The organism is Pseudomonas shiyinii, from assembly GCF_056725765.1.
Map to the genome: position 1 here is coordinate 4,877,526 of NZ_CM161522.1, position 22,451 is coordinate 4,899,976.

Annotated in this window: 22 protein-coding genes; 8 read left to right on the forward strand and 14 right to left on the reverse strand. The window is 64.5% G+C overall.

What is annotated here, in order from left to right; all coding sequences use genetic code 11:
* Positions 1 to 141 precede the first annotated feature (141 nt).
* The 4 genes from ACXHGZ_RS22085 to glyQ form a co-directional block, all read right to left on the reverse strand.
* Positions 142 to 912, reverse strand: a complete 771-nt coding sequence (locus ACXHGZ_RS22085) for a lysophospholipid acyltransferase family protein (RefSeq protein WP_084855241.1) — start codon at positions 910 to 912, stop codon at positions 142 to 144.
* Between the two features lie 64 nt (positions 913 to 976).
* Positions 977 to 1,504, reverse strand: coding sequence for a D-glycero-beta-D-manno-heptose 1,7-bisphosphate 7-phosphatase (gene gmhB / locus ACXHGZ_RS22090; protein WP_480461575.1), 528 nt, complete (start codon positions 1,502 to 1,504; stop codon positions 977 to 979).
* Positions 1,505 to 1,507: 3 nt separating this feature from the next.
* Positions 1,508 to 3,562 (reverse strand): glycine--tRNA ligase subunit beta, encoded by a 2,055-nt coding sequence (gene glyS / locus ACXHGZ_RS22095; protein ID WP_084855239.1) that lies wholly within the window; start codon positions 3,560 to 3,562, stop codon positions 1,508 to 1,510.
* Entirely contained in the window at positions 3,559 to 4,506 is a 948-nt protein-coding gene (glyQ, locus tag ACXHGZ_RS22100) for a glycine--tRNA ligase subunit alpha (RefSeq protein ID WP_084855238.1), read from the reverse strand. The genes glyS and glyQ overlap by 4 nt, the downstream gene beginning before the upstream one ends.
* A gap of 87 nt (positions 4,507 to 4,593) precedes the next feature.
* On the opposite strand from glyQ, the gene ACXHGZ_RS22105 reads away from it, so the two are divergent.
* Both ACXHGZ_RS22105 and ACXHGZ_RS22110 read left to right on the forward strand, forming a co-directional pair.
* On the forward strand, positions 4,594 to 5,145 hold the full coding sequence (locus tag ACXHGZ_RS22105) for a DNA-3-methyladenine glycosylase I (protein ID WP_224457487.1): 552 nt from the start codon (positions 4,594 to 4,596) through the stop codon (positions 5,143 to 5,145).
* A 41-nt stretch (positions 5,146 to 5,186) separates the two neighbouring features.
* A complete protein-coding gene (locus ACXHGZ_RS22110; RefSeq protein ID WP_084855236.1) occupies positions 5,187 to 6,074 on the forward strand; it encodes a lysophospholipid acyltransferase in 888 nt (295 codons plus the stop codon).
* A gap of 107 nt (positions 6,075 to 6,181) precedes the next feature.
* Here the strand turns inward: ACXHGZ_RS22110 and ACXHGZ_RS22115 are convergent, their stop codons facing one another.
* The 5 genes from ACXHGZ_RS22115 to def are packed head-to-tail and all read right to left on the reverse strand — an operon-like array spanning position 6,182 to position 10,703.
* Positions 6,182 to 6,490 carry a tetratricopeptide repeat protein gene (locus ACXHGZ_RS22115; RefSeq protein WP_480461578.1) on the reverse strand — a complete coding sequence of 103 codons (309 nt, stop codon included), beginning with the start codon at positions 6,488 to 6,490 and terminating at the stop codon, positions 6,182 to 6,184.
* Positions 6,491 to 6,502: 12 nt separating this feature from the next.
* Positions 6,503 to 7,876: a Trk system potassium transporter TrkA gene (gene trkA / locus ACXHGZ_RS22120; RefSeq protein ID WP_084855234.1), complete on the reverse strand. Its 1,374-nt coding sequence runs from the start codon at positions 7,874 to 7,876 to the stop codon at positions 6,503 to 6,505.
* 21 nt (positions 7,877 to 7,897) lie between these two features.
* Positions 7,898 to 9,208, reverse strand: a complete 1,311-nt coding sequence (gene rsmB / locus ACXHGZ_RS22125; RefSeq protein WP_480461579.1) for a 16S rRNA (cytosine(967)-C(5))-methyltransferase RsmB — start codon at positions 9,206 to 9,208, stop codon at positions 7,898 to 7,900.
* Entirely contained in the window at positions 9,205 to 10,137 is a 933-nt protein-coding gene (gene fmt, locus ACXHGZ_RS22130; protein ID WP_480461581.1) for a methionyl-tRNA formyltransferase, read from the reverse strand. The genes rsmB and fmt overlap by 4 nt, the downstream gene beginning before the upstream one ends.
* A 59-nt stretch (positions 10,138 to 10,196) precedes the next feature.
* Positions 10,197 to 10,703, reverse strand: a complete 507-nt coding sequence (gene def / locus ACXHGZ_RS22135; protein WP_016394290.1) for a peptide deformylase — start codon at positions 10,701 to 10,703, stop codon at positions 10,197 to 10,199.
* A 208-nt stretch (positions 10,704 to 10,911) separates the two neighbouring features.
* On the opposite strand from def, the gene dprA reads away from it, so the two are divergent.
* Positions 10,912 to 12,009, forward strand: a complete 1,098-nt coding sequence (gene dprA, locus ACXHGZ_RS22140; RefSeq protein ID WP_480461583.1) for a DNA-processing protein DprA — start codon at positions 10,912 to 10,914, stop codon at positions 12,007 to 12,009.
* 37 nt (positions 12,010 to 12,046) lie between these two features.
* Positions 12,047 to 12,604 carry an L-threonylcarbamoyladenylate synthase type 1 TsaC gene (tsaC, locus tag ACXHGZ_RS22145; RefSeq protein ID WP_084855230.1) on the forward strand — a complete coding sequence of 186 codons (558 nt, stop codon included), beginning with the start codon at positions 12,047 to 12,049 and terminating at the stop codon, positions 12,602 to 12,604.
* 466 nt (positions 12,605 to 13,070) lie between these two features.
* Here tsaC and ACXHGZ_RS22150 read toward each other — a convergent pair whose 3' ends face one another.
* A complete protein-coding gene (locus ACXHGZ_RS22150; protein ID WP_480461584.1) occupies positions 13,071 to 14,048 on the reverse strand; it encodes an NADPH:quinone reductase in 978 nt (325 codons plus the stop codon).
* Between the two features lie 136 nt (positions 14,049 to 14,184).
* On the opposite strand from ACXHGZ_RS22150, the gene hemF reads away from it, so the two are divergent.
* Both hemF and aroE read left to right on the forward strand, forming a co-directional pair.
* Positions 14,185 to 15,096: an oxygen-dependent coproporphyrinogen oxidase gene (hemF, locus tag ACXHGZ_RS22155; RefSeq protein WP_324817671.1), complete on the forward strand. Its 912-nt coding sequence runs from the start codon at positions 14,185 to 14,187 to the stop codon at positions 15,094 to 15,096.
* Positions 15,097 to 15,122: 26 nt separating this feature from the next.
* On the forward strand, positions 15,123 to 15,947 hold the full coding sequence (gene aroE, locus ACXHGZ_RS22160) for a shikimate dehydrogenase (RefSeq protein WP_480461586.1): 825 nt from the start codon (positions 15,123 to 15,125) through the stop codon (positions 15,945 to 15,947).
* Between the two features lie 105 nt (positions 15,948 to 16,052).
* On the opposite strand, the gene ACXHGZ_RS22165 is transcribed toward aroE, so the two are convergent.
* The 3 genes from ACXHGZ_RS22165 to betC form a co-directional block, all read right to left on the reverse strand.
* On the reverse strand, positions 16,053 to 17,618 hold the full coding sequence (locus ACXHGZ_RS22165) for a SulP family inorganic anion transporter (protein ID WP_480461587.1): 1,566 nt from the start codon (positions 17,616 to 17,618) through the stop codon (positions 16,053 to 16,055).
* 158 nt (positions 17,619 to 17,776) lie between these two features.
* Complete coding sequence (gene choX / locus ACXHGZ_RS22170) at positions 17,777 to 18,703, reverse strand: choline ABC transporter substrate-binding protein (protein ID WP_480461589.1); 927 nt, start codon at positions 18,701 to 18,703, stop codon at positions 17,777 to 17,779.
* A gap of 14 nt (positions 18,704 to 18,717) precedes the next feature.
* On the reverse strand, positions 18,718 to 20,235 hold the full coding sequence (gene betC / locus ACXHGZ_RS22175; protein ID WP_480461590.1) for a choline-sulfatase: 1,518 nt from the start codon (positions 20,233 to 20,235) through the stop codon (positions 18,718 to 18,720).
* 109 nt (positions 20,236 to 20,344) lie between these two features.
* Here betC and ACXHGZ_RS22180 point away from each other — a divergent pair, with 109 nt between their 5' ends.
* Entirely contained in the window at positions 20,345 to 21,244 is a 900-nt protein-coding gene (locus ACXHGZ_RS22180) for a choline sulfate utilization transcriptional regulator (protein ID WP_480461592.1), read from the forward strand.
* 164 nt (positions 21,245 to 21,408) lie between these two features.
* Here the strand turns inward: ACXHGZ_RS22180 and ACXHGZ_RS22185 are convergent, their stop codons facing one another.
* On the reverse strand, positions 21,409 to 22,026 hold the full coding sequence (locus ACXHGZ_RS22185) for an NAD(P)-dependent oxidoreductase (RefSeq protein ID WP_480461594.1): 618 nt from the start codon (positions 22,024 to 22,026) through the stop codon (positions 21,409 to 21,411).
* Between the two features lie 53 nt (positions 22,027 to 22,079).
* On the opposite strand from ACXHGZ_RS22185, the gene ACXHGZ_RS22190 reads away from it, so the two are divergent.
* The gene (locus tag ACXHGZ_RS22190; protein ID WP_084855220.1) at positions 22,080 to 22,412 is read left to right on the forward strand and encodes a DOPA 4,5-dioxygenase family protein; all 333 of its coding nucleotides are present in this window, start codon (positions 22,080 to 22,082) and stop codon (positions 22,410 to 22,412) included.
* Positions 22,413 to 22,451: the final 39 nt, after the last annotated feature.

Genomic DNA, 22,451 nt, shown 5'->3' on the forward strand with positions numbered 1-22,451 from the left:
GCCGGTTTTTTTATGCCGCGAAAAAACTTATGCACGATTTTCAGAAAAAGGTCATACAAAGAAATAAACAGCTAAATCAATCACTTAGCTAACTTTTCAAGGTATTGATCCAAAACTTGCTCACACGTTATCCACAGATCGTCAGGCGCTCTGCTGTGCAGGATTTTCTGCCACCGGTGGCAGCGAACCCATGGCCCGCTGGGCCGCTTCGTTCCAGGCCTGGGCGCGGTCGTTGAGCTCGGCGATGGCACGTGGGCCGGTACCGACCGGGTACATCGGCTCGCCGATCACCACCTCGATGGTGCCAGGACGCTTGCCCCAGCCTTCCCGTGGCCAGAACTTGCCGGCGTTATGGGCAATCGGCAATACCGGCAAGCCCGCATTCACCGCCAGTGCGGTGCCGCCGCGAGAGAATTTGCCGACCTGGCCATGGGGTACGCGGGTGCCTTCCGGGAAGATCAGTACCCACACGCCCTGCTTGAGCAGCTCGTCGCCCTTGCTGGCGACTTGGCGCAGGGCTTCCTTGGGGTTCTTCCGGTCGATGGCGATGGGCCGCAGCATGGCCATGGCCCAACCGAAGAACGGCACGTACAGCAGCTCGCGCTTGAGCACCTGGCTCAATGGCGAGAAGTAGGCCGACAGGAAGAATGTTTCCCAGGTGCTCTGATGGTTCGACAGGATCACGCAGGGTTCCTTGGGCACGTTTTCGGCCCCGGTGACCTTGTAGCGAATCCCCAGAATCACTCGCGCCAGGAACACGGCGCAGCGGCACCAGTACACGTTGATGAACCGATAGCGCTTGTGGAACGGCAGGAACGGCGCGACGAAGAAGCTCAGCGAGCACCACAGCAGCGAACTGGTGCCCAACAGCAGGTAAAAAAGAAAGATTCTGATCGCCTGCAGGATCGACATAGTGGCATGTACCGTTGCGGGGCGTGCCCGCCTAAGGAAAAGTGAGCCACGGTGGGCGCACTGCTTAAATTAGTGCTCTGGCGATGGCTGCCAGATCGTCGAAAATCAAAGTACCTTGAGGAACGCCTTTCTCCAGCGTTCGCTCACCTTTGCCGGTCTTCACCAGCACAGGTTGTGCATCGACGGCCAGGGCGGCCTCCAGGTCACCTTTACTATCGCCGACAAACCACACGCCGGCCAGGGCCACCTGGTAATGCTCGGCGATCGCCCGCAGCATGCCAGGCTTGGGCTTGCGGCAATCGCAACCGTCGTCCGGCCCGTGCGGGCAATGCACGATGTAACCCACCTCGCCGCCCTGCTCGGCCACCAGCGCGCGCAGGCGCGCGTGCATGGCCTCGAGGGTTGCCAGCGAGTAGTAGCCGCGGGCGATGCCGGACTGGTTGGTGGCCACGGCCACCGTCCAGCCCGCCTTGCTCAACTGCGCGATGGCCTCGATCGAGCCGGGAATGGGCACCCACTCCTCCAGCGACTTGATATAGGCGTCCGAGTCGTAGTTGATCACGCCGTCCCGATCAAGAATCAGCAGTTTCAAGGCTTACCCCAGCAGCGAGATGTCGGCCACGCCCAGGAACAGGCCGCGCAGGCGGCTGAGCAGGGCATAACGGTTGGCGCGTACCTTGGCATCCTCGGCGTTGACCATCACCGCCTCGAAGAAGGCGTCGACCGGGTCACGCAGGGCAGCCAGGCGGGCCAGCGACTCGCTGTATTGGCGTGCGGCGGCCATCGGTTGCACGGCCTGGTCGGCCTGCTGGATGGCCGAATACAGCGAGAACTCGTTGGCGTTGTCGAAGTACTTCGGCTCGACCTGCTCGGCGATCGCGCCTTCGGCCTTGCTCAGCAGGTTCGACACGCGCTTGTTCACCGCCGCCAGGGCCTCGGCTTCCGGCAGCTTGCGGAAGGCCTGCACGGCCTGTACGCGCTGGTCGAAGTCCAGGGCCGAGCCCGGTTTCAGGGCACGTACCGACAGGTAGGTGGCGACGTCGATGCCTTCATCCTCGTAGCGCGCGCGCAGGCGGTCGAAGACGAACTCCAGTACCTGCTCGGACAGGCCCGCGGCCTTGACCTTGCTGCCGTACTGCTTGACCGCGAACTCGACCGCAGTGGTCAGGTCCAGATCCAGCTGCTTCTCGATCAGGATGCGCAGCACACCCAGGGCGGCGCGACGCAGCGCGTAGGGGTCCTTGCTGCCGGTGGGCAGCATGCCGATGCCGAAGATGCCGACCAGGGTGTCGAGCTTGTCGGCGATGGCCACGGCAGCACCGGTCAGGGTCTGCGGCAGCTCGGCACCTGCACCGCGCGGCATGTACTGCTCGTTCAGCGCCAGGGCGACGTCTTCGGGCTCGCCATCGTTGAGGGCGTAGTAGTAGCCGGCCACACCCTGCATCTCAGGGAACTCGCCGACCATCTCGGTGGCCAGGTCGCACTTGGACAGCAGGCCGGCACGACCGGCGCGCTGGGCGTCGCCGCCGATCAGCGGGGCGATGAACGCAGCCAGCTTGGAAACCCGCTCGGCCTTGTCGTAGACAGTACCCAGCTGGGCCTGGAACACGACGTTCTTCAGGCGCTCGTTGAAGGTTTCCAGCGGTTGCTTCTTGTCTTGCTTGAAGAAGAACTCGGCGTCGGTCAGGCGTGGGCGCACGACCTTCTCGTTGCCCTGCACGATCTGCTTCGGGTCGCGGCTCTCGACGTTGGCCACGGTAATGAAGCGCGGCAGCAGCTTGCCTTCGCTGTCCAGCAGGCAGAAGTATTTCTGGTTGTCCTGCATGGTGGTGATCAGGGCTTCCTGCGGTACCTCCAGGAAACGCTCCTCGAACGAGCACACCAGCGGCACCGGCCATTCGACCAGGGCAGTCACTTCATCCAGCAGTGCAGGCGGCACGATGGCCGAGCCTTCCTGTTGCATGGCCAGTTCCGCGGTGCGCTTGGCGATCAGCTCGCGACGCTCGGCGAAGTCAGCCAGCACGTAGGCCTTGCGCAGGTCTTCGACGTAGTTGGCCGGGGTGGTGATGAGCACGTTTTCCGGGTGGTGGAAACGGTGGCCACGGGATTCGCGACCGGCCTGCTGGGCCAGGATGGTGCAGTCGACGACCTGGTCGCCGAGCAGCATCACCAGCCACTGGGTCGGGCGCACGAACTCTTCACGGCTGGCGCCCCAGTGCATGCGCTTGGGGATCGGCAGGTCGTTGAGCGAGTCTTCGACGATGGTCGGCAGCAGGCTGGCGGTGGCCTTGCCTGGGATGTGCTGGGAGAAGCGCAGCTTGGCGCCGCTCTGGTCGATCTCGGCCAGCTCCACGCCGCACTTCTTGGCGAAGCCCAGGGCGGCCTGGGTCGGGTTGCCTTCGGCGTCGAAGGCCGCCTGGCGGGGTGGGCCGTCGATGTTGATGCTGCGATCGGGCTGCTGCACGTCCAGCTGGCGGATCAGCACGGCCAGGCGGCGCGGGGCGGCATACACCTGCTTGCCGGTGTAGTTCAGGCCAGCGGCCTGCAGGCCTTTCTCGATGCCGGCCAGGAAGGCGTCGCCGAGGCTGGCGAGGGCCTTGGGTGGCAGCTCTTCGGTGCCCAGTTCAACCAGGAAATCTTGAGCACTCATTGTGCAGCCTCCAGCTTAGCCAACACTTCATCACGCAGTTCAGGGGTAGCCATCGGGAAGCCCAGGCGTGCGCGGGCTTGCAGGTAGCTTTGCGCCACGTCCCGGGCCAGGGTACGCACGCGCAGGATGTAGCGCTGACGCTCGGTCACCGAGATGGCGCGGCGGGCGTCGAGCAGGTTGAAGGTGTGCGATGCCTTCAGGACCATTTCGTAGGTCGGCAGTGGCAGCTCCAGCTTGATCAGGCGGTTGGCTTCGCTTTCGTAGAAATCGAACAGTTCGAACAGCTTCTCGACATTGGCGTGTTCGAAGTTGTAGGTCGACTGCTCCACTTCGTTCTGGTGGAACACATCGCCATAGGTGACCTTGCCGAACGGGCCATCGGCCCAGACCAGGTCATAGACCGAGTCCACGCCTTGGATGTACATGGCCAGGCGCTCGAGGCCATAGGTGATTTCGCCGGTGACCGGGAAGCACTCGATGCCACCGACCTGCTGGAAGTAGGTGAACTGGGTCACTTCCATGCCATTGAGCCAGATTTCCCAACCCAGGCCCCAGGCGCCGAGGGTCGGCGATTCCCAGTTGTCTTCGACGAAGCGGATGTCATGGACCAGCGGGTCCAGGCCGATCGCCTTCAGCGAGCCGAGGTACAGCTCCTGGAAGTTGGCCGGGTTCGGCTTGAGTACCACCTGGAACTGGTAGTAGTGCTGCAGGCGGTTGGGGTTTTCGCCATACCGCCCGTCGGTTGGGCGACGGCTGGGCTGCACATAGGCGGCGTTCCAGGTTTCCGGGCCGACGGCACGCAGGAAAGTGGCGGTGTGGAAAGTGCCGGCGCCTACTTCCATATCGTAGGGCTGAAGCACCACACAACCTTGCTCGGCCCAGTACTGCTGCAGGGCGAGGATCAGGTCTTGGAAGGTACGCACGGCTGGCGTAGGCTGGCTCACGAAATTCACCTGTATCTGGGGATGCGGATGTAAAGAGCGGGAGTATAACCTGATTCGCCTCGCCCTCTACTCATGGAATGGAGCCTTATGCCACGCTGCTTCTGGTGTACCGACGATCCGTTGTACCAGGCCTATCATGACCAGGAGTGGGGAACGCCGCAGCGCGACCCGGCGTTGCTCTTCGAGATGCTTTTGCTCGAAGGGTTCCAGGCCGGGCTCTCATGGATCACCGTATTGAAGAAGCGCGAGCGCTATCGCCAGGTATTGCATGGCTTCGACCCGGTGCAGCTGGCGCGGATGAGCGACGAACGGATCGAGGAGTTGATGCTCGATGCCGGCATCATCCGCAACCGCCTCAAGCTCAAGGCCGCCCGGCGCAATGCCCAGGCCTGGCTGGCTGTGGATAACCCCAGCCAGTGGCTGTGGTCATTCGTGGGCGGTGAGCCGAAGGTCAACCACTTCACCAGCCGCAGCGAAGTGCCGGCGGTCACCGACGAGGCCAAGGCCATGAGCAAGGCCTTGCAGAAGGCCGGCTTCACCTTCGTGGGCCCCACCATCTGCTACGCCTTCATGCAGGCCACCGGCATGGTCATGGACCACACCACCGACTGCGATCGCTACGCCGCGCTGGTGCGCTGAAGCGTTACAATGCCCGCCTTGCAGAAATAAGGAATCGGCCTGTGGAAAAATTCAAAGGCGCCCTGATGGTCGGGGTGCTGCGACTGTTCGCCAAGCTGCCCTGGGGTGCTGTGCAGCGCGTCGGCGCGGGGATCGGCTGGCTCATGTGGAAGGTCCCCAACGGTTCGCGCAACGTGGTGCGCATCAACCTGGCCAAGTGCTTCCCGGAGATGGACGCTGCCGAGCGTGAAAAGCTCGTGGGTCGTGCGCTGATGGACATCGGCAAGTCCTTCGTGGAAAGCGCCTGCGCCTGGATCTGGCCGCCGCAGCGTTCGCTGGACCTGGTCAAGGAAGTGCATGGCCTGGAGGTGCTGGAACAGGCCCTGGCCTCGGGCAAGGGCGTGGTGGGGATCACCAGCCACCTGGGTAACTGGGAAGTGCTGAACCATTTCTATTGCAGCCAGTGCAAGCCGATCATCTTCTACCGCCCGCCCAAGCTCAAGGCGGTGGATGACCTGCTGCGCGAGCAGCGGGTGCAGATGGGCAACCGCGTGGCGCCTTCGACCAAGGAAGGCATCCTCAGCGTGATCAAGGAAGTGCGTCGTGGCGGCCAGGTGGGGATCCCGGCCGACCCGGAGCCGGCCGAGTCGGCGGGCGTGTTCGTGCCATTCCTCGGCACCCAGGCGCTGACCAGCAAGTTCGTGCCGAACATGCTTGCCGGCGGCAAGGCTGTCGGCGTGTTCCTGCATGCCCTGCGCCTGCCGGACGGGTCGGGTTTCAAGGTGTTCCTGGAGGCGGCGCCCGAGGAGATGTACAGCGAGGATGTGACCGTGTCGGCGGCGGCCATGAGCAAGGTGGTGGAGCGTTATGTGCGTGAGTACCCGAGCCAGTACATGTGGAGCATGAAGCGCTTCAAGAAGCGTCCGGCGGGCGAAGCGCGCTGGTATTGAGAGTTTGGGGGCGCTGTGCGCCCCTTTCGCGGCACAAGGCCGCACCTACAGGGGCCCGTAGGAGCGGCCTTGTGCCGCGAAAGGGCTGCAACGCAGCCCTAACAAGCTCAGACCTTGTCCAATTTCTTCAAGAATACGGCCATCTCTTTCTCGGCCTGCTTGTCCCCGTGGGCCTGCGCCGCCACGATCCCCTCCTCCCAGGCCTTGCGCGCCGCCGCCCGGTCACCCTGCAGCTGATAGGCTTTGCCCAGCAGCTTCCACGCCGCGGAATACTTGGGGTCGTGTTCCACACAGCGTGCCAGGTGCACCGCCGCCTCGGCACCGTTGCCTTCGTCGAGCCAGGCCTTGCCCAGGCCGAAGCGCAGCAGGGCGTTATCCACACCCTTGGCCAGCATCTTTTCCAGTGATTCGCGCATGTCGCTTTCTCCTTAGAAGAAGCTCAGGCCCACGTGGAACAGCTTCTCCACGTCACGGATATGCTTTTTATCCACAACGAACAGGATCACATGGTCGCCCGCTTCGATCACCGTGTCGTCGTGGGCGATCAGCACCTCTTCGTCGCGGATGATCGCCCCGATGGTGGTACCCGGTGGCAGGGCGATATCCTCGATCGCCTTGCCGATCACCTTGCTCGACTTGGCATCACCGTGGGCCACCGCCTCGATCGCTTCGGCCGCGCCACGGCGCAAGGAGTGCACGCTGACGATATCGCCACGGCGCACGTGTGCCAACAGCGTGCCGATGGTGGCCAACTGCGGGCTGATGGCGATGTCGATGTCGCCACCCTGGACCAGGTCCACGTAGGCCGGGTTGTTGATGATGGTCATCACCTTGCGCGCACCCAGGCGCTTGGCCAGCAGCGAGGACATGATGTTGGCCTCGTCGTCGTTGGTCAGGGCCAGGAAGATGTCGGCGTCGGCGATGTTCTCCTCGAGCATCAGGTCCTTGTCCGAGGCGCTGCCCTGCAGCACCACGGTGCTTTCCAGGGTGTCGGAGAGCTGGCGGCAGCGGGCCGGGCTCATCTCGATGATCTTGACCTGGTAGCGGCTCTCGATGGCCTCGGCCAGGCGCTCGCCGATCTGTCCACCACCGGCGATCACCACACGCTTGTTGGTTTCGTCGATGCGCCGTAGCTCACCCATGACCGCACGGATGTCCTTGCGTGCGGCGATGAAGAAGACTTCGTCGTCGGCTTCGATCACCGTGTCGCCACGTGGCGTGATCGGGCGGTCGCGGCGGAAGATCGCCGCCACGCGGGTATCGACGTTGGGCATGTGGGCGCGGATCTGGCGCAATTGCTGGCCCACCAGCGGGCCGCCGTAGTAGGCCTTGACCGCCACCAGCTGTGCCTTGCCTTCGGCGAAGTCGATCACCTGCAGCGAGCCTGGGTGTTCGATCAGGCGCTTGATGTAGTTGGTCACCACCTGCTCGGGGCTGATCAGCACGTCCACCGGGATGTGGTCGTTGTCGAACAGCTCTTCGCGGGTGAGGTAGGCCGATTCACGTACCCGGGCGATCTTGGTCGGGGTATGGAACAGCGAGTAGGCCACCTGGCAGGCGACCATGTTGGTCTCGTCGCTGTTGGTCACCGCCACCAGCATGTCGGCATCGTCGGCACCGGCCTGGCGCAGCACCGTGGGCAGTGAGCCGCGGCCTTGCACGGTGCGGATATCCAGGCGGTCGCCCAAATCGCGCAGGCGGTCGCCATCGGTGTCGACCACGGTGATGTCGTTGGCTTCGCTGGCCAGGTGTTCCGCCAGCGTGCCGCCTACCTGCCCTGCTCCGAGGATGATGATCTTCATCCGCTCACTCCTAACCTGTTTTTATCCGCGCGAGGCGGCGATCTTGATCAGCTTGGCATAGTAGAAACCGTCGTGGCCGCCTTCCTGGGCCAGCAGCTGGCGGCCATGGGGCTGGCGCAGGCCGGCTTCGGTGGCCAGGTCCAGCTCACGGGCGCCCGGGGTGCGGGCGAGGAAAGCATCGATCACTTCGGTGTTTTCGGTCGGCAGGCTGGAACAGGTGGCGTACAGCAGCATGCCGCCCACCTCCAGCGTCGGCCACAGGGCATCGAGCAGCTCGCCTTGCAGCGTGGCCAGGGCCGGGATGTCCTCGGCCTGGCGGGTCAGCTTGATGTCCGGGTGACGGCGGATCACCCCAGTGGCCGAGCACGGCGCGTCGAGCAGGATGCGCTGGAACGGCTTGCCGTCCCACCAGCTGGCGGTGTCACGGGCATCGCAGGCGATCAGCTTGGCGTCCAGTTGCAGGCGGTCGAGGTTCTCGCGTACCCGTGCCAGGCGCTTGGCCTCCAGGTCGATGGCCACCACTTCGCCCAGGTTCGCCTCGGCTTCCAGCAGGTGGCAGGTCTTGCCGCCGGGGGCGCAGCAGGCATCGAGCACGCGTTGGCCGGGCGCCAGCTCCATCAGGTCGGCGGCCAGCTGCGCGGCCTCGTCCTGGACGCTGACCCAGCCTTCGGCGAAGCCTGGCAGACCACGCACGTCGCAGGCGTCAGCCAGCAGGATACCGTCGCGGCTGTACGGGCAGGCGCTGGCTTCAACGCCCGCCTCAGCCAGCAGTGCCAGGTAGGCGTCGCGGCTGTGGTGGCGACGGTTGACCCGCAGGATCATCGGCGGGTGGGCGTTGTTGGCGGCACAGATGGCCTCCCACTGCTCAGGCCAGAAGGCTTTGAGCGACTTCTGCAGCCAGCGCGGGTGGGCGGTGCGCACTACCGGGTCACGTTCGAGGCCCGCGAGTATCTGCTCGCCTTCACGTTGGGCGCGGCGCAGCACGGCATTGAGCAGGCCCTTGGCCCACGGCTTCTTCAGCTTGTCGGCGCAACCAACGGTTTCGCCGATGGCGGCGTGGGCCGGAATACGGGTGTAGAACAGCTGGTACAGGCCGACCAGCAGCAACGCCTGCACATCTGTGTCGGCTGTCTTGAAGGGCTTTTGCAGCAACTGGGCGGCCAGCAGGTCCAGGCGTGGCTGCCAGCGGGCAGTCCCGAAGGCCAGGTCCTGGACCAAGCCACGGTCGCGTTCCTCGACCTTGTCCAGTTGCGCCGGCAACGAGCTGTTCAGCGAGGCCTTGCCGCTGAGCACGGCGGCAAGGGCGCGGGCGGCGGCCAGGCGTGGGTTCATTGGCCGAGTACCTTGTGGCTTGCGAATTTCTCGCGGCGGCTGTTGAACAGGTCGCTGAAGGCCAGGGCCTTGCCGCCGGGCAATTGCAGACGGGTCAGGCTCAGGGCGCCTTCACCGCAGGCGACGACCAGGCCGTCCTTGCTGGCGCTGAGGATTTCGCCGGGCGCGCCCTTGCCTGTGGACAAGTCCGCAGCCAGGACCTTCACACTTTCCCCATCGAGGGTGCTGTGGCACACCGGCCACGGGTTGAAGGCGCGGACCAGGCGTTCCAGCTCGACCGCCGGGCGGCTCCAGTCGATGCGGGCTTCATCCTTGTTGAGCTTGTGTGCGTAGGTGGCCAGGGCGTCGTCCTGCACTTCGCCTTGCAGGCTGCCGTCGGCAAGGCCTGCGATGGCTTGCACCACTGCGCCCGGGCCCATCTGGGCGAGGCGGTCGTGCAGGGTGCCACCGGTGTCTTCGGCGTTGATCGGTGTGACCACCTTGAGCAGCATGGGGCCGGTGTCCAGGCCCGCCTCCATGCGCATCACGGTCACGCCGCTTTCGGCGTCGCCCGCTTCGACGGCGCGCTGGATCGGCGCCGCACCGCGCCAACGCGGCAGCAGGGAGGCGTGGCTGTTGATGCAGCCCAGGCGCGGGATATCCAGCACCGCTTGCGGCAGGATCAGGCCATAGGCGACCACCACCATCAAGTCTGGCGCGAGTGCGGCGAGCTCGGCCTGGGCCTCGGCATTGCGCAGGGTCGGCGGCTGGAACACCGGGATGTCATGGGCCACCGCCAATTGCTTGACCGGGCTCGGCATGAGCTTCTGGCCGCGGCCGGCCGGGCGGTCGGGCTGGGTGTAGACGGCCACGATCTCATAGGGGCTGTCGAGCAGGGCTTTGAGGTGTTCGGCGGCAAACTCTGGGGTGCCTGCGAAGACGATGCGCATGGAGTTCTCGCTTGAAAAAGAAAAAGGCTTGCCGGGGCAAGCCTTCTGGAAGGTAGGGATCAGGCTTGCTGGCGGTGCTGCTTTTCCAGCTTCTTCTTGATCCGGTCGCGTTTGAGCTGGGACAGGTAGTCCACGAAGAGCTTGCCGTTGAGGTGGTCGAATTCGTGCTGCACGCATACGGCCAGCAGGCCTTCGCATTCCAGTTCGAACGGCTTGCCATCGCGGTCCTGGGCCTTGACCCGCACACGCAGCGGGCGATCGACGTTCTCGTAGAAGCCCGGTACCGACAGGCAGCCTTCCTGGTACTGGCCCATGTCGTGGGTCAGTTCCTCGACCGAGGGGTTGATGAAGACGCGCGGCTCGCTGCGGTCTTCGCTCAGGTCCATGACCACGACCTGCTTGTGCACGTTGACCTGGGTGGCGGCCAGGCCGATGCCCGGGGCTTCGTACATGGTTTCAAACATGTCGTCGATCAACTGGCGCAGGGCGTCGTCGAACTCTGTCACCGGTTTGGCGATGGTGCGCAGGCGCGGGTCCGGGAATTCGAGAATGTTCAAGATGGCCATAAGGTCAGGCAGTCACTGTGCGTTCGGTTGAAAACTGAGCACACATAATAAAGGGAATCGGGGGATTCGGCACCTGGCAAAGCTCGGCTAGGGTGTGAAAGGACGGCTGGAACGCCATTTCATGGACAGCTTGTCAAAGTATTATTCACAAAGTTATCCACAGGTTGTGCGCCTGGGATGACCCCTCGTCGATCAAGGATGATCCGCCATGTGCGACCTGTTCCAAGCCCCTTGCTCCCCTGCCGAACTGGAAGCGCGTCTGCGCCTGCATCGGCTTCCCGACATCGGCCCCCGACGATTCCAGACCTTGATCGAAGCCTTCGGCAGTGCGTCTTCAGCCTTGAGCGCACCGGCCAGTGCCTGGCGCGCGCTGGGGCTGCCCGCCAGGTGTGCCGAGGCCCGGCGCAGCCCCGAGGTGCGCGATGGCGCCAGCGCCGCAATCGCCTGGCTAGAGCGGCCGGGCCAGCATTTGCTGATGTGGGACGCACCTGGATACCCCGCCTTGCTTGGCGAAACGGACGATGCCCCGCCGCTGCTTTTCGTGGCCGGAGACCCTGCCGTGCTGGAGCGTCCCCAGCTCGCCGTGGTGGGCAGTAGACGTGCTTCACCGCCGGCGCTGGACACGGCCAGGGCCTTCTCCCGTTGCCTGGCCCAAGCCGGTTTCACCATCACCAGCGGGCTCGCGCTGGGTATAGACGGTGCCGCTCATCGGGCGGCGCTGGAGGCTGGTGGGCACACCATTGGCGTGCTCGGCACGGGCCTGCAGAAACTTTATCCACAGCGTCACCGGGAGTTGGCGAAGGCCATGATCGACCGAGGTAGCGCGGTGGTTTCCGAGTTTCCCCTGGACGCTGCACCACAACCTGCGAACTTCCCCCGGCGCAACCGGATCATCAGCGGCATGTCGCTGGGCGTGCTGGTGGTGGAAGCGAGCCTGGCCAGCGGTTCGTTGATCACCGCCCGGCTGGCGGCCGAGCAAGGTCGCGAGGTGTATGCGGTACCGGGGTCGATCCATCACCCAGGCGCCAAAGGCTGCCACCAGTTGATCCGCGAGGGTGCCTTGCTGGTGGAAAGCCTCGAGCAGATCCTCGAAAGCCTGCGCGGCTGGCAGAATCTGCCACCGGCACCTGTGGAAAACCCTGTCCATCCCCTGCTCGCCTTGCTCCATGCCGCACCCCAGACCAGCGAAGGCCTGGCCAGCAGCAGCGGCCTGTCACTGGCCCAGGTGCTGGCCAGTCTTACGCAACTTGAACTCGAAGGGCGGGTCAGCAACGAAGCCGGGCGTTGGTTTGCCAGGTGCAGCTAAGTACACTGCGCAGCAGGCGTTAATGCGGAGAGATAAAATGGTGAGCAGTTGGCGTGTGCAACAAGCCGCGCGTGAAATTCGGGCGGGTGCAGTCATTGCCTACCCGACGGAAGCGGTCTGGGGCCTGGGCTGCGACCCTTGGAACGAGGACGCGGTGTATCGCCTGCTGGCGCTCAAGTCGCGGCCTGTGGATAAAGGGTTGATCCTGATTGCCGACAACATCCGCCAGTTCGACTTCCTGTTCGAGGACTTCCCCGAGGACTGGATCGACCGCATGGGCAGCACCTGGCCTGGCCCGAACACCTGGCTGGTGCCGCACCAGGACTTGTTGCCTGAGTGGGTGACGGGCCAGCACGATACCGTGGCCTTGCGCGTCAGTGACCATCCATTGGTACGCGAGCTGTGCGCGCTGGTCGGGCCGCTGATCTCCACCTCTGCCAACCCCGGGGGGCGCCCGGCGGCCAAGAGCCGGTTGCGGGTGGAGCAATATTTCCATGGCGAGCTGGACCTGGTGCTCGGTGGGGCATTGGGCGGGCGGAAGAACCCGAGTGTGATTCGCAACCTGATCACCGGAGAAGTGGTTCGGCCAGGTTGACGAGGCAGGCCGCGAACCAGGTCGAGGCATGTACTGGTCGAGCCTGCAGTAGAGGCGATGCTGGATGGCATCGAGTCTGTGCCTGCGATGAAGAGATCCGTTAGCTGAACTGACGCAATTGCGGGACAAGCACCCATAGTGTTTTCGCAAGTCTTGAAAGCGGCGCAATCTCGGTGGGAGCTGGCGACAGCCTGCGATGGGCTGCAACGCAGCCCCAAGCCCTCAAACGCTGGAGCCCATCCAGACCTACGGGGCCGCTTTGCGGCCCATCGCAGGCTCCGCCAGCTCCCACGAAAAAGCGGAGCCTGGGCCGTATTTGCACGGCTGAGAAGTAACCAACCGAAGGCAATTTGAGCTTGTCCAGCACCATAGAGTCTCCCACAGGTGCTGTGCAATCCGCAGGATTGGCGCGATCCCTGTGGGAGTGGGCTTGTCCCGCGATGGGCCGCGCAGCGGCCCCCGGGGTTCAGGGCAGTAGAATCGTCGAGCCCACGGTGCGCCGCGCTGACAGCTCCGCCTGGGCCTTGGCCGCTTCGCCCAGCGGATAACGCTGCTGGATATCCACAACCAGCTTGCCGCTGGCGATCATGCTGAACAGATCGTCGGCCATGGCCTGGGTGTTTTCGGCATTGTTGGCATACGTCCCCAGCGTAGGCCGGGTGACGTACAGCGAACCCTTCTGCGAAAGAATGCCCAGGTTCACCCCGGTCACTGCACCCGACGCATTGCCGAAGCTCACCATCAGCCCCCGTGGGCGCAGGCAATCCAGCGAGGTCAGCCAGGTGTCGGCGCCCACGCCGTCATAGACCACCGCGCATTTCTGACCGTCGGTCAGCTCCAACACGCGCTTGGCCACGTCTTCGTGGCTGTAATCGATGGTCGCCCAGGCGCCCAGTGCCTTGGCTCGCTGGGCCTTTTCGGCCGAGCTCACGGTACCGATCAGCCTGGCGCCGAGGGCCTTGGCCCATTGGCAAGCCAGGGAGCCGACGCCACCTGCCGCGGCATGGAACAGGATGAAATCACCGGGTTGCACGGCATAGGTCTGCTTGAGTAGGTACTGGGTGGTCAGGCCCTTGAGCATCACCGCAGCGGCCTGTTCGAAGCTGATCGCCTCCGGCAGCTTGACCAGGTTGGCCTCGGGCAGGGTATGCACGTCGCTGTAGGCGCCCAGTGGGCCGCCGGCATAGGCTACGCGGTCCCCGACCTTGAGCCGGGCGACGCCTTCCCCGACCGCCTCGACCACGCCGGCGCCTTCGGTTCCCAGGCCCGAGGGCAGCGAGGGTGGCGGATACAGCCCGCTGCGGTAGTAGGTGTCGATGAAGTTCAGGCCGATCGCGTGGTTGCGCACGCGTACTTGCCCTGGGCCGGGCGGGGCCGGGTCGTACTCGACCAGTTGCAGGACTTCCGGGCCGCCGTGCTGGCTGAACTGGATACGCTTGGCCATCTCACACTCCGTTGTCGTCGGGATCGGAAAAGGCCTTCTATCGGACGCCTTTGCTTGATCGCCGTCAACTGCGGCCTGGCGGCTGCCGGTGGTATGCTAGCCGGCGAATTTTCCTCCGTTCCTTCCAGGTGACCCGATGACCAGCCGCACCGAGGCCGTGAAAGCCTACCTGCTCGACCTGCAAGACCGCATCTGCTCCGCCCTCGAAACGGAAGACGGCGGCGCCCGCTTCGTCGAGGACGCCTGGGTGCGCGAAGCCGGTGGCGGTGGCCGTACACGGGTCATCGGTGAAGGCAAGGTGATCGAGAAAGGCGGCGTCAACTTCTCCCACGTATTCGGTGCCGGCCTGCCGCCGTCTGCCAGTGCCCACCGCCCGGAGCTGGCGGGCCGTGGCTTCGAGGCCCTGGGCGTGTCGCTGGTGATCCACCCGCACAACCCGCACGTGCCGACCTCCCATGCCAACGTGCGTTTCTTCATCGCCGAGAAGGAAGGCGAGGAACCGGTCTGGTGGTTCGGTGGCGGCTTCGACCTGACCCCTTACTACGGCAACGAAGAAGATTGCATCCATTGGCACCGTGTCGCCGAGCAGGCTTGTGCGCCGTTCGGTGCCGACGTCTACCCACGCTACAAGGCCTGGTGCGACCGCTACTTCCACCTCAAGCACCGTGGCGAACCTCGTGGCATCGGCGGGCTGTTCTTCGACGACCTGAACGAGTGGGACTTCGACACCTGCTTCGCCTTCATCCGTGCCATCGGCGATGCCTACATCGACGCCTACCTGCCCATCGTCCAGCGCCGCAAGGACACGCCGTACACTGCCCAGCAGCGTGAATTCCAGGAGTTCCGCCGCGGGCGCTACGTGGAGTTCAACCTGGTCTACGACCGTGGCACCCTGTTCGGCCTGCAATCGGGCGGCCGCACCGAGTCGATCCTCATGTCGCTGCCACCGCAGGTGCGGTGGGGCTACGATTGGAAGCCCGAGCCGGGCAGCGAGGAAGCGCGCCTGACCGAGTATTTCCTGCAAGACCGCGACTGGCTCGGCCAGTAAGCCCTGTGCCACCCCGAGGAACCCCCATGGACCAGTACGTCGTATTCGGCAACCCCATCGGCCACAGCAAGTCGCCATTGATCCACCGCCTATTCGCCGACCAGACCGGTCAGGCCTTGGAGTACAGCACCCTGCTGGCGCCGCTGGATGATTTCAGCGATTGCGCCCGTGGGTTCTTCAAGCAAGGCAGCGGTGCCAACGTGACCGTGCCGTTCAAGGAAGAGGCCTACCGCCTGTGCGACAGCCTGACGCCACGGGCTCGGCGTGCCGGCGCGGTCAACACCCTGACCAAGCTCGCCGACGGTACTCTGCAGGGTGACAACACCGACGGCGCTGGGCTGGTGCGCGACTTGACGGTCAACGCCGGGGTCGAGCTGGCTGGCAAGCGTGTCCTCATCCTTGGCGCCGGTGGTGCTGTGCGAGGCGTGTTGGAGCCGATCCTGGCGCACAAGCCGCAATCGCTGGTGATCGCCAATCGCACCGTGGAGAAGGCCGAACAGCTGGCGCGTGAATTCGATGAACTGGGGCCGGTGGTCGCCAGTGGCTTTGCCTGGTTGCAGGAGCCGGTGGATGTGATCATCAACGCCACGTCGGCGAGCCTGGCCGGCGAATTGCCGCCGATTGCCGAGAGCCTGGTCGAGGCCGGGCGCACCGTGTGCTACGACATGATGTATGGCAAAGAGCCGACACCGTTCTGCCAGTGGGCGAGCAAGCTGGGTGCGGCCAAGGTGCTGGATGGGTTGGGCATGCTGGCCGAACAGGCAGCCGAGGCGTTCTTCATCTGGCGTGGGGTACGGCCTGATACCGGGCCGGTATTGGATGAGCTGCGTCGGCAGTTGGCACGGGGCTGAGGGCGATAACTGGGGGCCGCCTTGCGGCCCAATCGCGGGACAAGCCCGCTCCCACAAGGAGCCCCGCTTTTTTACTGGTGAGAGTGGGTTTGCCCCATGATGGATTCACTCCTCGAACCGGATCGGACACAAGGCTGCCCCTTCCAGTTTCTGCAGCTCTTCGATCACCTGCGGCCGGGCCCGATGCAGGGTCAGGCTTCCCCCATTGCGCTTCAGCCGTCGCGCCTCCCGGTGCAGCATGTCCACCCCGGAATAGTCGATGAAGTTGATTTGCCGCGCATCGACGACCACATTCGGCCCCTGGCAGCGTTGCAGGCGCACCTGCAGGTAATGCGCGGCGCCGAAGAAGATCGAGCCACCCACCTTCAGTACATCCGTCTCCCCTTCCCGGCTCTGTTGCACCCGCGGCCGCGAGGTGCGTTTCAGGTAGAAGAACAGCGAGGCCAGCACGCCGGCGTAGATTGCTGTCTGCAACTCCAACAGCAGCGTGGCGGCGGCGGTCAGCGCCATGACCAGGAATTCCGAACGGCTGACCCTGAACAGCGAGCGGATGGCCCGATGGTCCACCAGCCCCCAGCAGATCAGCAGGATGCTGCCGGCCATGGCCGGGATGGGCAGATGGGCGATCAGCCCGGCCCCGGCCACGGCGAACAGTGCCACCCACAGCGCCGAGAACACCCCAGCCAGTGGTGAGCGGGCGCCGGCGTCATAGCTCAGCCCCGAGCGGGTGAAGGAGCCTGAGGACAGGTAGCCGGAGAAAAACGCCCCAACCATGTTCGACAGGCCCTGGGCGCGGATTTCCTGGTCGGCGTCGATCAGTTGTTCGGAGCGTGCCGACAACGAACGGGCGATCGACAGGCTGGTGACCAGCCCCAGCATGCCCACCGCCACGGCACTGGGCAGCAGGCGCAGGATCAATTCGAGGTCCAGCAGCGGCAAGGGGCTCAGCGGCGGCAGCTGGCCGATGAACGCCGGTACCCGCTGTACATGGCCGAAGATGCCGGGCAGCAGCCAGGCGACCAGGCTCACCAGCACCAGGCTGATCAACAGGCTGGGCCAGCGCGGGCGCCAGAGCTTGAGCGCGATCCCGCCCAGCAATGTGGCCAGGCCTAGGGCCAGTGACGGCAAGTCGACCTCGCCGGCGTGCGCGAGTAGGTCCTGCAGCGCGCGCAGCGCCGTGGCCTGGCTCGGCAGGTCCATGCCCAGCAGGTTCGGCAATTGGCCCAGGGCAATAACTACCGCAGCGCCCAGCGTGAAGCCGAGTACCACCGAGTGGGAGACGAAATTGACCAGTGCGCCGAAGCGCAGCAGGCCCAGCAGCAACTGGAACCCCCCACCGAGGAAGGTCAGTAGCAGGACCAGGGTGATGTAGTCGTCGCTGCCGGCCAGGGCCAGCGGGCTGACGCTGGCATAGAGCACGATGGAGATGGCGGCGGTCGGGCCACAGATCAGGTGCCAGGAGGAACCCCACAGGCATGCCACCAGTACCGGGACGATGGCGGCGTACAGGCCGTACTCGGCCGGCAGGCCGGCGATCAGGGCGTAGGCGATCGATTGTGGCAAGGCGAGGATCGCGCCGCTCAGGCCGACCAGCAGGTCCTGGCGCAGGCTACGGCCCGATTGGTGGGGGAGCCAGGAGAGGAAGGGCAGCAGGTGGAGGATGCGAGGCATGCGTGGTTCCTGGTGTCCGGTCGACATTCGAGATCACAGGCGAGGGCCGTGCCCTCGTTTCGCGGCACAAGGCCGCTCCTACAGGGGATCGTACGTTTCTGAGCGGCCTTGCGCCGCGAAAGGGCCGCAAAGCGGCCCCTCAGCCTAACAGACGAACCTCAAAGTTTGGCCTTCACAGCTTGGGAAGCGTCTCCTCCCGCCTTGGTCGTGACCCCAGCCAACCAACCCTCCAGCACGTGCGGATGTGCCTTCACCCAGGCCTTGGCCGCTTCGTCGAAGCTGACCTTTCTATCCACCACCTCGGCCATGATGCTGTTTTCCATGTCCAGGCTGAAGCTCAGGTTGCCCAGCAACTTCGCTGCATTCGGGCAGGTCTGTGGGTAACCGTTGCGCACCAGGGTATATACGTCACCTTTGCTGCCGAACCACTTCTCCCCGCCGGTCAGGTAATGCATTTTCAGCTTCACGTTCATCGGATGCGGGGTCCAACCGAGGAAGGTGATGAACTGTTGTTTCTGTGTGGCCCGCTGCACCTGGGTGAGCATCGCTTGTTCGCTGGACTCCACCAGCTTCCAGTCACCCAGGCCGAACTCATTTTTGTCGATGATCTCTTTGAGTGACAGGTTGGCCGGCGCGCCTGAGCCGATGCCATAGAGTTTCTGGTCGAACTGGTCGGCATGTTTCTGCAGATCGGCGAAATCCTTTACACCGGCGTTCCAGACGTAGTCCGGCACTGCCAGGGTGAACTCGGTGCCCTGCAGGTTGCGGGCCAGGCGCTGGACATCGCCGCTGGCGACGAACTTGTCATGGAAGCCTTGCTGGGCGGGCATCCAGTTGCCGAGGAAGACGTCAACCCGACCGTCCTTGAGGCCACCATAGATGATCGGCACGGCCAGGTTGTCGATCTTCACCCGATAGCCGAGGCTCTCCAGGAGCAGACGGGCGATGGCGTTGGTAGTGGCGATGTCGCTCCAGCCAGGGTCGGCCATCTTCACGGTGGTGCATTGGGCATCGCTGTCGGCGTGGGCCGTGATGGCGGTCAGGCCCAAGGCCAGGGCGATCACGGTTGTGGAGAACTTCTTCATGGCGGCCTCTCTACTCAATCCAGGGGTGCGGGCTGTGGATAACGTGCCTTGCGCTCGAGGTCGTCGAGATCGATGTGGTTGCGCATGTACTGTTGGCTGGCATCCACCCATGGTTGGTGGTCCCAGCTCTTCAGCTTGCCGATGGCCAGTGCCTCGGCCACCAGGCGACGGCGCCGTTGGCTGGCCAGCACTTGCTCGCGCAGGGCGGGAATGTCCCAGCGTTGGCGGGCTTGATCGACAAATGCCTGCAGCAGCGCCTGGTGGTCCGGGCTGCCGGTGAGGTTCTCCCGCTCATGCGGGTCGCGGCTCAGGTCATAGAGTAAACAGGGGTCGTCTTCGCTGTACACAAACTTGTAGGGGCCACGGCGGATCATCATCAACGGGCCGACCGTGCCTTCGGCCATGTACTCGCCGATCACCTCGTCGTGCCCGCCCTGCCCCTGCAGGTGGCCGAGCAGCGAACGGCCATCGAGGTGCAGGTCTTTTTCCACTTCGCCGCCGGCCAGTTCCACCAGGGTCGGCAGCAGGTCGCAGGTGGACACGGCCGCGCTCACCCGTGCCGGGGCGAAGCGCTTGGGCGCGTGGACCAGCAGCGGCACCCGGGCCGACATCTCGAACCAGTGCATCTTGTACCAGAGCCCGCGCTCGCCAAGCATGTCGCCATGGTCGCCCGAGAAGACGATCAGGGTGTCGTCGGCCAGGTCGCATTCATCGAGGGTCTGCAGCAGCTTGCCGATGTTGTCGTCGATATAGCTGCAGGCGCCGAAGTAGGCACGGCGAGCGTCGCGGATCTTGTGCGCGGGCAGCGGCTTGTCCCATAGGTCGTAGACCTTGAGCAGGCGTTGCGAGTGAGGGTCCTGTTCCTCCTGGGCCAGGACCTCGCCCGGCAGGGGAATATCCACGCCCTCGTAGAGGTCCCAGTAGGGCTTGGGAATGGTGTAGGGGTCGTGGGGGTGGGTCATGGACACGGTCAGGCAGAATGGCCGGCCATCGCCTTCGCGCACATGGTCGTAGAGGTACTGGCGGGCCTTGAACACCACCTCCTCGTCGAAATCCAGCTGGTTGGTACGCACGCACGGGCCTGCCTGCAGCACCGACGACATGTTGTGGTACCAGCTGGGGCGCTGGTCGGGCGCGTCCCAGTTCACCGCCCAGCCGTAGTCGGCCGGGTAGATGTCGCTGGTCAGCCGCTCTTCATAGCCATGCAACTGGTCGGGGCCGCAGAAGTGCATCTTGCCCGACAGCGCGGTGCGATAGCCCAGGCGGCGCAGGTAATGGGCATAGGTCGGCACATCGGCTGGGAAGTCCGCCGCGTTGTCGTAGGCGCCGATGCGGCTGGGCAACTGACCGCTGACCAGGGTGAAGCGCGACGGTGCGCACAGCGGGCTGTTGCAGTAGGCGGCATCGAATACCACTGCCTGTTCGGCCAGGCGGCTCAGGTGCGGCATCCTGATCGGTGATGGGTGGTAGATCGGCAGCAAGGGCGCGGCCATTTGGTCGGCCATGATGAACAGGATGTTGGGTCGCTTCATGGTTGCGTTCCATCGTTGAAGGTTATGGGAACCGCTTGCGAATCAGGATGCGACTGTGGATAACATGGGTAAAGCCCATGGCGGGCAATGAGTGGGATTAGCCGCGCTTATGTTTGAACACCTTGCCGACCTGTCTCTGGACACGCTGCGTGTCTTCGAGGCCGCAGCGCGCCAGCGCAGCTTCACCGCGGCCGCGCTGGAGCTGGGCACCACCCAGCCGGCGGTGAGTCAGCAGGTCAAGCGCCTGGAGACGCAGTTGGGCACGCGCCTGTTCGACCGGATCTACCGGGGTATCGAGCTGACCGACGCCGGCCAGTTGCTGTTCGAACAGGTCCATCAAGGCTTACAAACCATGGACGAGGGCATCGGGCAGGCCAGTGGGCGTGCCCAGCGCGAGGTATTGCAGGTGGCCACCGACTTTGCCTTCGCTGCCTTCTGGCTGATGCCGCGCTTGCCTCGGTTCCACCAGGCCTACCCCCAGGTGGACGTGAGCCTGGTGACCGGCGAGCGTAGCCAGGCCATGCTACGACCGGATATCGACGTGGCGGTGCTGTTTGGCGATGGGCGCTTCCACCAGGGCGAGAGCAGATGGTTGTTCGATGAAGAAGTTTTTCCGGTCTGCAGCCCCAAGCTGATTCATGGCAAACCCACGTCAGCCGTGGCTTTGCAACGATTGCCCCTGCTCCATCTGCGCGGTGAGCAGGCCAGCCGCTGGTTCGATTGGGCGGGGGTATTCCGTGGCCTCGGGGTGACCAGCCCGCCTCCGCCTGGGCAGTTGCGGTTCGACAACTACACCTTGTTGATCCAGGCGGCGATTGCCGGGCAAGGGGTGGCGATCGGCTGGCGGCACCTGGTGGATGGATTGGTGGACCAGGGATTGCTGTGTCGACCGCTGGAAGGCAGCCTGCGCTCTGAGCGCGGGTATTACGTGGTGTTGCCGCCACGCAAGCGGCGCGGGGCGTTGATCCAGCGGTTCGTGGATTGGCTGGAGGCTGAGCGGGGAGCGTGACTGGGCTGCTGTGTAGCCCATCGCCGGCAAGCCGGCTCCTACCGGTACTGCGCTGTTTTCAGAGACACCGCCATACCTGTGGTCGGGGCAAGCAACTCAAGACAGCTGCCTCCACGTGTCATGTGTATCGCCTTGTTGTGGGAGCCGGCTTGCCGGCGATGAGATCAAGGCACGAAGTTAAGGTGTTCCCCCTGGTGCAGGTTCAGCTCCAACGCATCCACCATCCCCGCCGCGACCCGCGCCAATCGTTGCAAAGGCCCGGCCAGCCCGGGCTCCAGCGTTCCGTCGAGGTTGCGAAAGTGCTCGATGCCCAGCCCTGGCACCTCGTCGGGTGCATTCACCAGTGTCCAGCGCAGTGGACTGCGTTGCAGTAGGTCGACGATGTGGTCCATGCATTCACGCGCTTCATCGCTGTGCCTGGCCGGCTCATCCAGTACATTGAAATCGCCCACCAGCATCAGCCGGCGTATAGTCGTGCGCTGCAGGCCGGCCACCAGGGCCTCGGTCATCTGCCGCTGGGCCGGCAGGTCGCCAGGGGCCAGCGCCGACAGCAGGGCGATCACCGCCGAACCGCCGGCCGTGCTCTGCTCGGCCTGGTAGGTATTGCCCAGCCCACCTATCTTGAAATGCAGGCCCGGGCGTGGGGCATGGCGGTTGAGATCGTCGACCACGGCCGTGACTTCGTGCTGGCGCGACAGCAACTCCACAGCCAAGGCACTGCCCAGGCTGCTTTCGATCCCGAACAGGACCAGTTTGAACACTGGGGTTTCGGCATTTTTCACCAGATCACTCCCTCTGCTGGCAAGTGATCGTTTGACCCCTTTCAGGAGTAATCGTGCAAAGGATCAAGGGCTACCATGCCCACGTGTACTACGACGCATCGACCATGGCGCAGGCCCGGCAGTTGTGCGAGGAAGCGGCCCGGTTGTTTCCCGTGACCATGGGGCGCATGCACCAGAAGCCGGTCGGGCCGCACCCGGATTGGAGCTGCCAGCTGGCCTTCGGGCCGGAAGTGGTGGGGGTGTTGTTGCCGTGGCTGGCGCTGTACCGCAAGGGGTTGGTGGTGTTCCTGCATCCGCTGACGGGGGATGAGCTGGCGGATCACCGGGACCACGCGATCTGGATGGGGGCCGTGCGGCCTTTGGACCTGTCGATCTTTGGAGGATAGTGGGGCCGCTTTGCGGCCCTTTCGCGGCGCAAGGCCGTT

Bases quoted from the DNA above. Each gene is read 5' to 3' on its own strand.
- ACXHGZ_RS22085 (WP_084855241.1), bottom strand. From the start codon at position 912: ATGTCGATCCTGCAGGCGATCAGAATCTTTCTTTTTTACCTGCTGTTG.
- glyS (WP_084855239.1), bottom strand. From the start codon at position 3,562: ATGAGTGCTCAAGATTTCCTGGTTGAACTGGGCACCGAAGAGCTGCCA.
- ACXHGZ_RS22105 (WP_224457487.1), top strand. From the start codon at position 4,594: ATGCCACGCTGCTTCTGGTGTACCGACGATCCGTTGTACCAGGCCTAT.
- ACXHGZ_RS22115 (WP_480461578.1), bottom strand. From the start codon at position 6,490: ATGCGCGAATCACTGGAAAAGATGCTGGCCAAGGGTGTGGATAACGCC.
- trkA (WP_084855234.1), bottom strand. From the start codon at position 7,876: ATGAAGATCATCATCCTCGGAGCAGGGCAGGTAGGCGGCACGCTGGCG.
- rsmB (WP_480461579.1), bottom strand. From the start codon at position 9,208: ATGAACCCACGCCTGGCCGCCGCCCGCGCCCTTGCCGCCGTGCTCAGC.
- fmt (WP_480461581.1), bottom strand. From the start codon at position 10,137: ATGCGCATCGTCTTCGCAGGCACCCCAGAGTTTGCCGCCGAACACCTC.
- def (WP_016394290.1), bottom strand. From the start codon at position 10,703: ATGGCCATCTTGAACATTCTCGAATTCCCGGACCCGCGCCTGCGCACC.
- dprA (WP_480461583.1), top strand. From the start codon at position 10,912: ATGTGCGACCTGTTCCAAGCCCCTTGCTCCCCTGCCGAACTGGAAGCG.
- tsaC (WP_084855230.1), top strand. From the start codon at position 12,047: ATGGTGAGCAGTTGGCGTGTGCAACAAGCCGCGCGTGAAATTCGGGCG.
- ACXHGZ_RS22150 (WP_480461584.1), bottom strand. From the start codon at position 14,048: ATGGCCAAGCGTATCCAGTTCAGCCAGCACGGCGGCCCGGAAGTCCTG.
- hemF (WP_324817671.1), top strand. From the start codon at position 14,185: ATGACCAGCCGCACCGAGGCCGTGAAAGCCTACCTGCTCGACCTGCAA.
- aroE (WP_480461586.1), top strand. From the start codon at position 15,123: ATGGACCAGTACGTCGTATTCGGCAACCCCATCGGCCACAGCAAGTCG.
- ACXHGZ_RS22165 (WP_480461587.1), bottom strand. From the start codon at position 17,618: ATGCCTCGCATCCTCCACCTGCTGCCCTTCCTCTCCTGGCTCCCCCAC.
- choX (WP_480461589.1), bottom strand. From the start codon at position 18,703: ATGAAGAAGTTCTCCACAACCGTGATCGCCCTGGCCTTGGGCCTGACC.
- betC (WP_480461590.1), bottom strand. From the start codon at position 20,235: ATGAAGCGACCCAACATCCTGTTCATCATGGCCGACCAAATGGCCGCG.
- ACXHGZ_RS22180 (WP_480461592.1), top strand. From the start codon at position 20,345: ATGTTTGAACACCTTGCCGACCTGTCTCTGGACACGCTGCGTGTCTTC.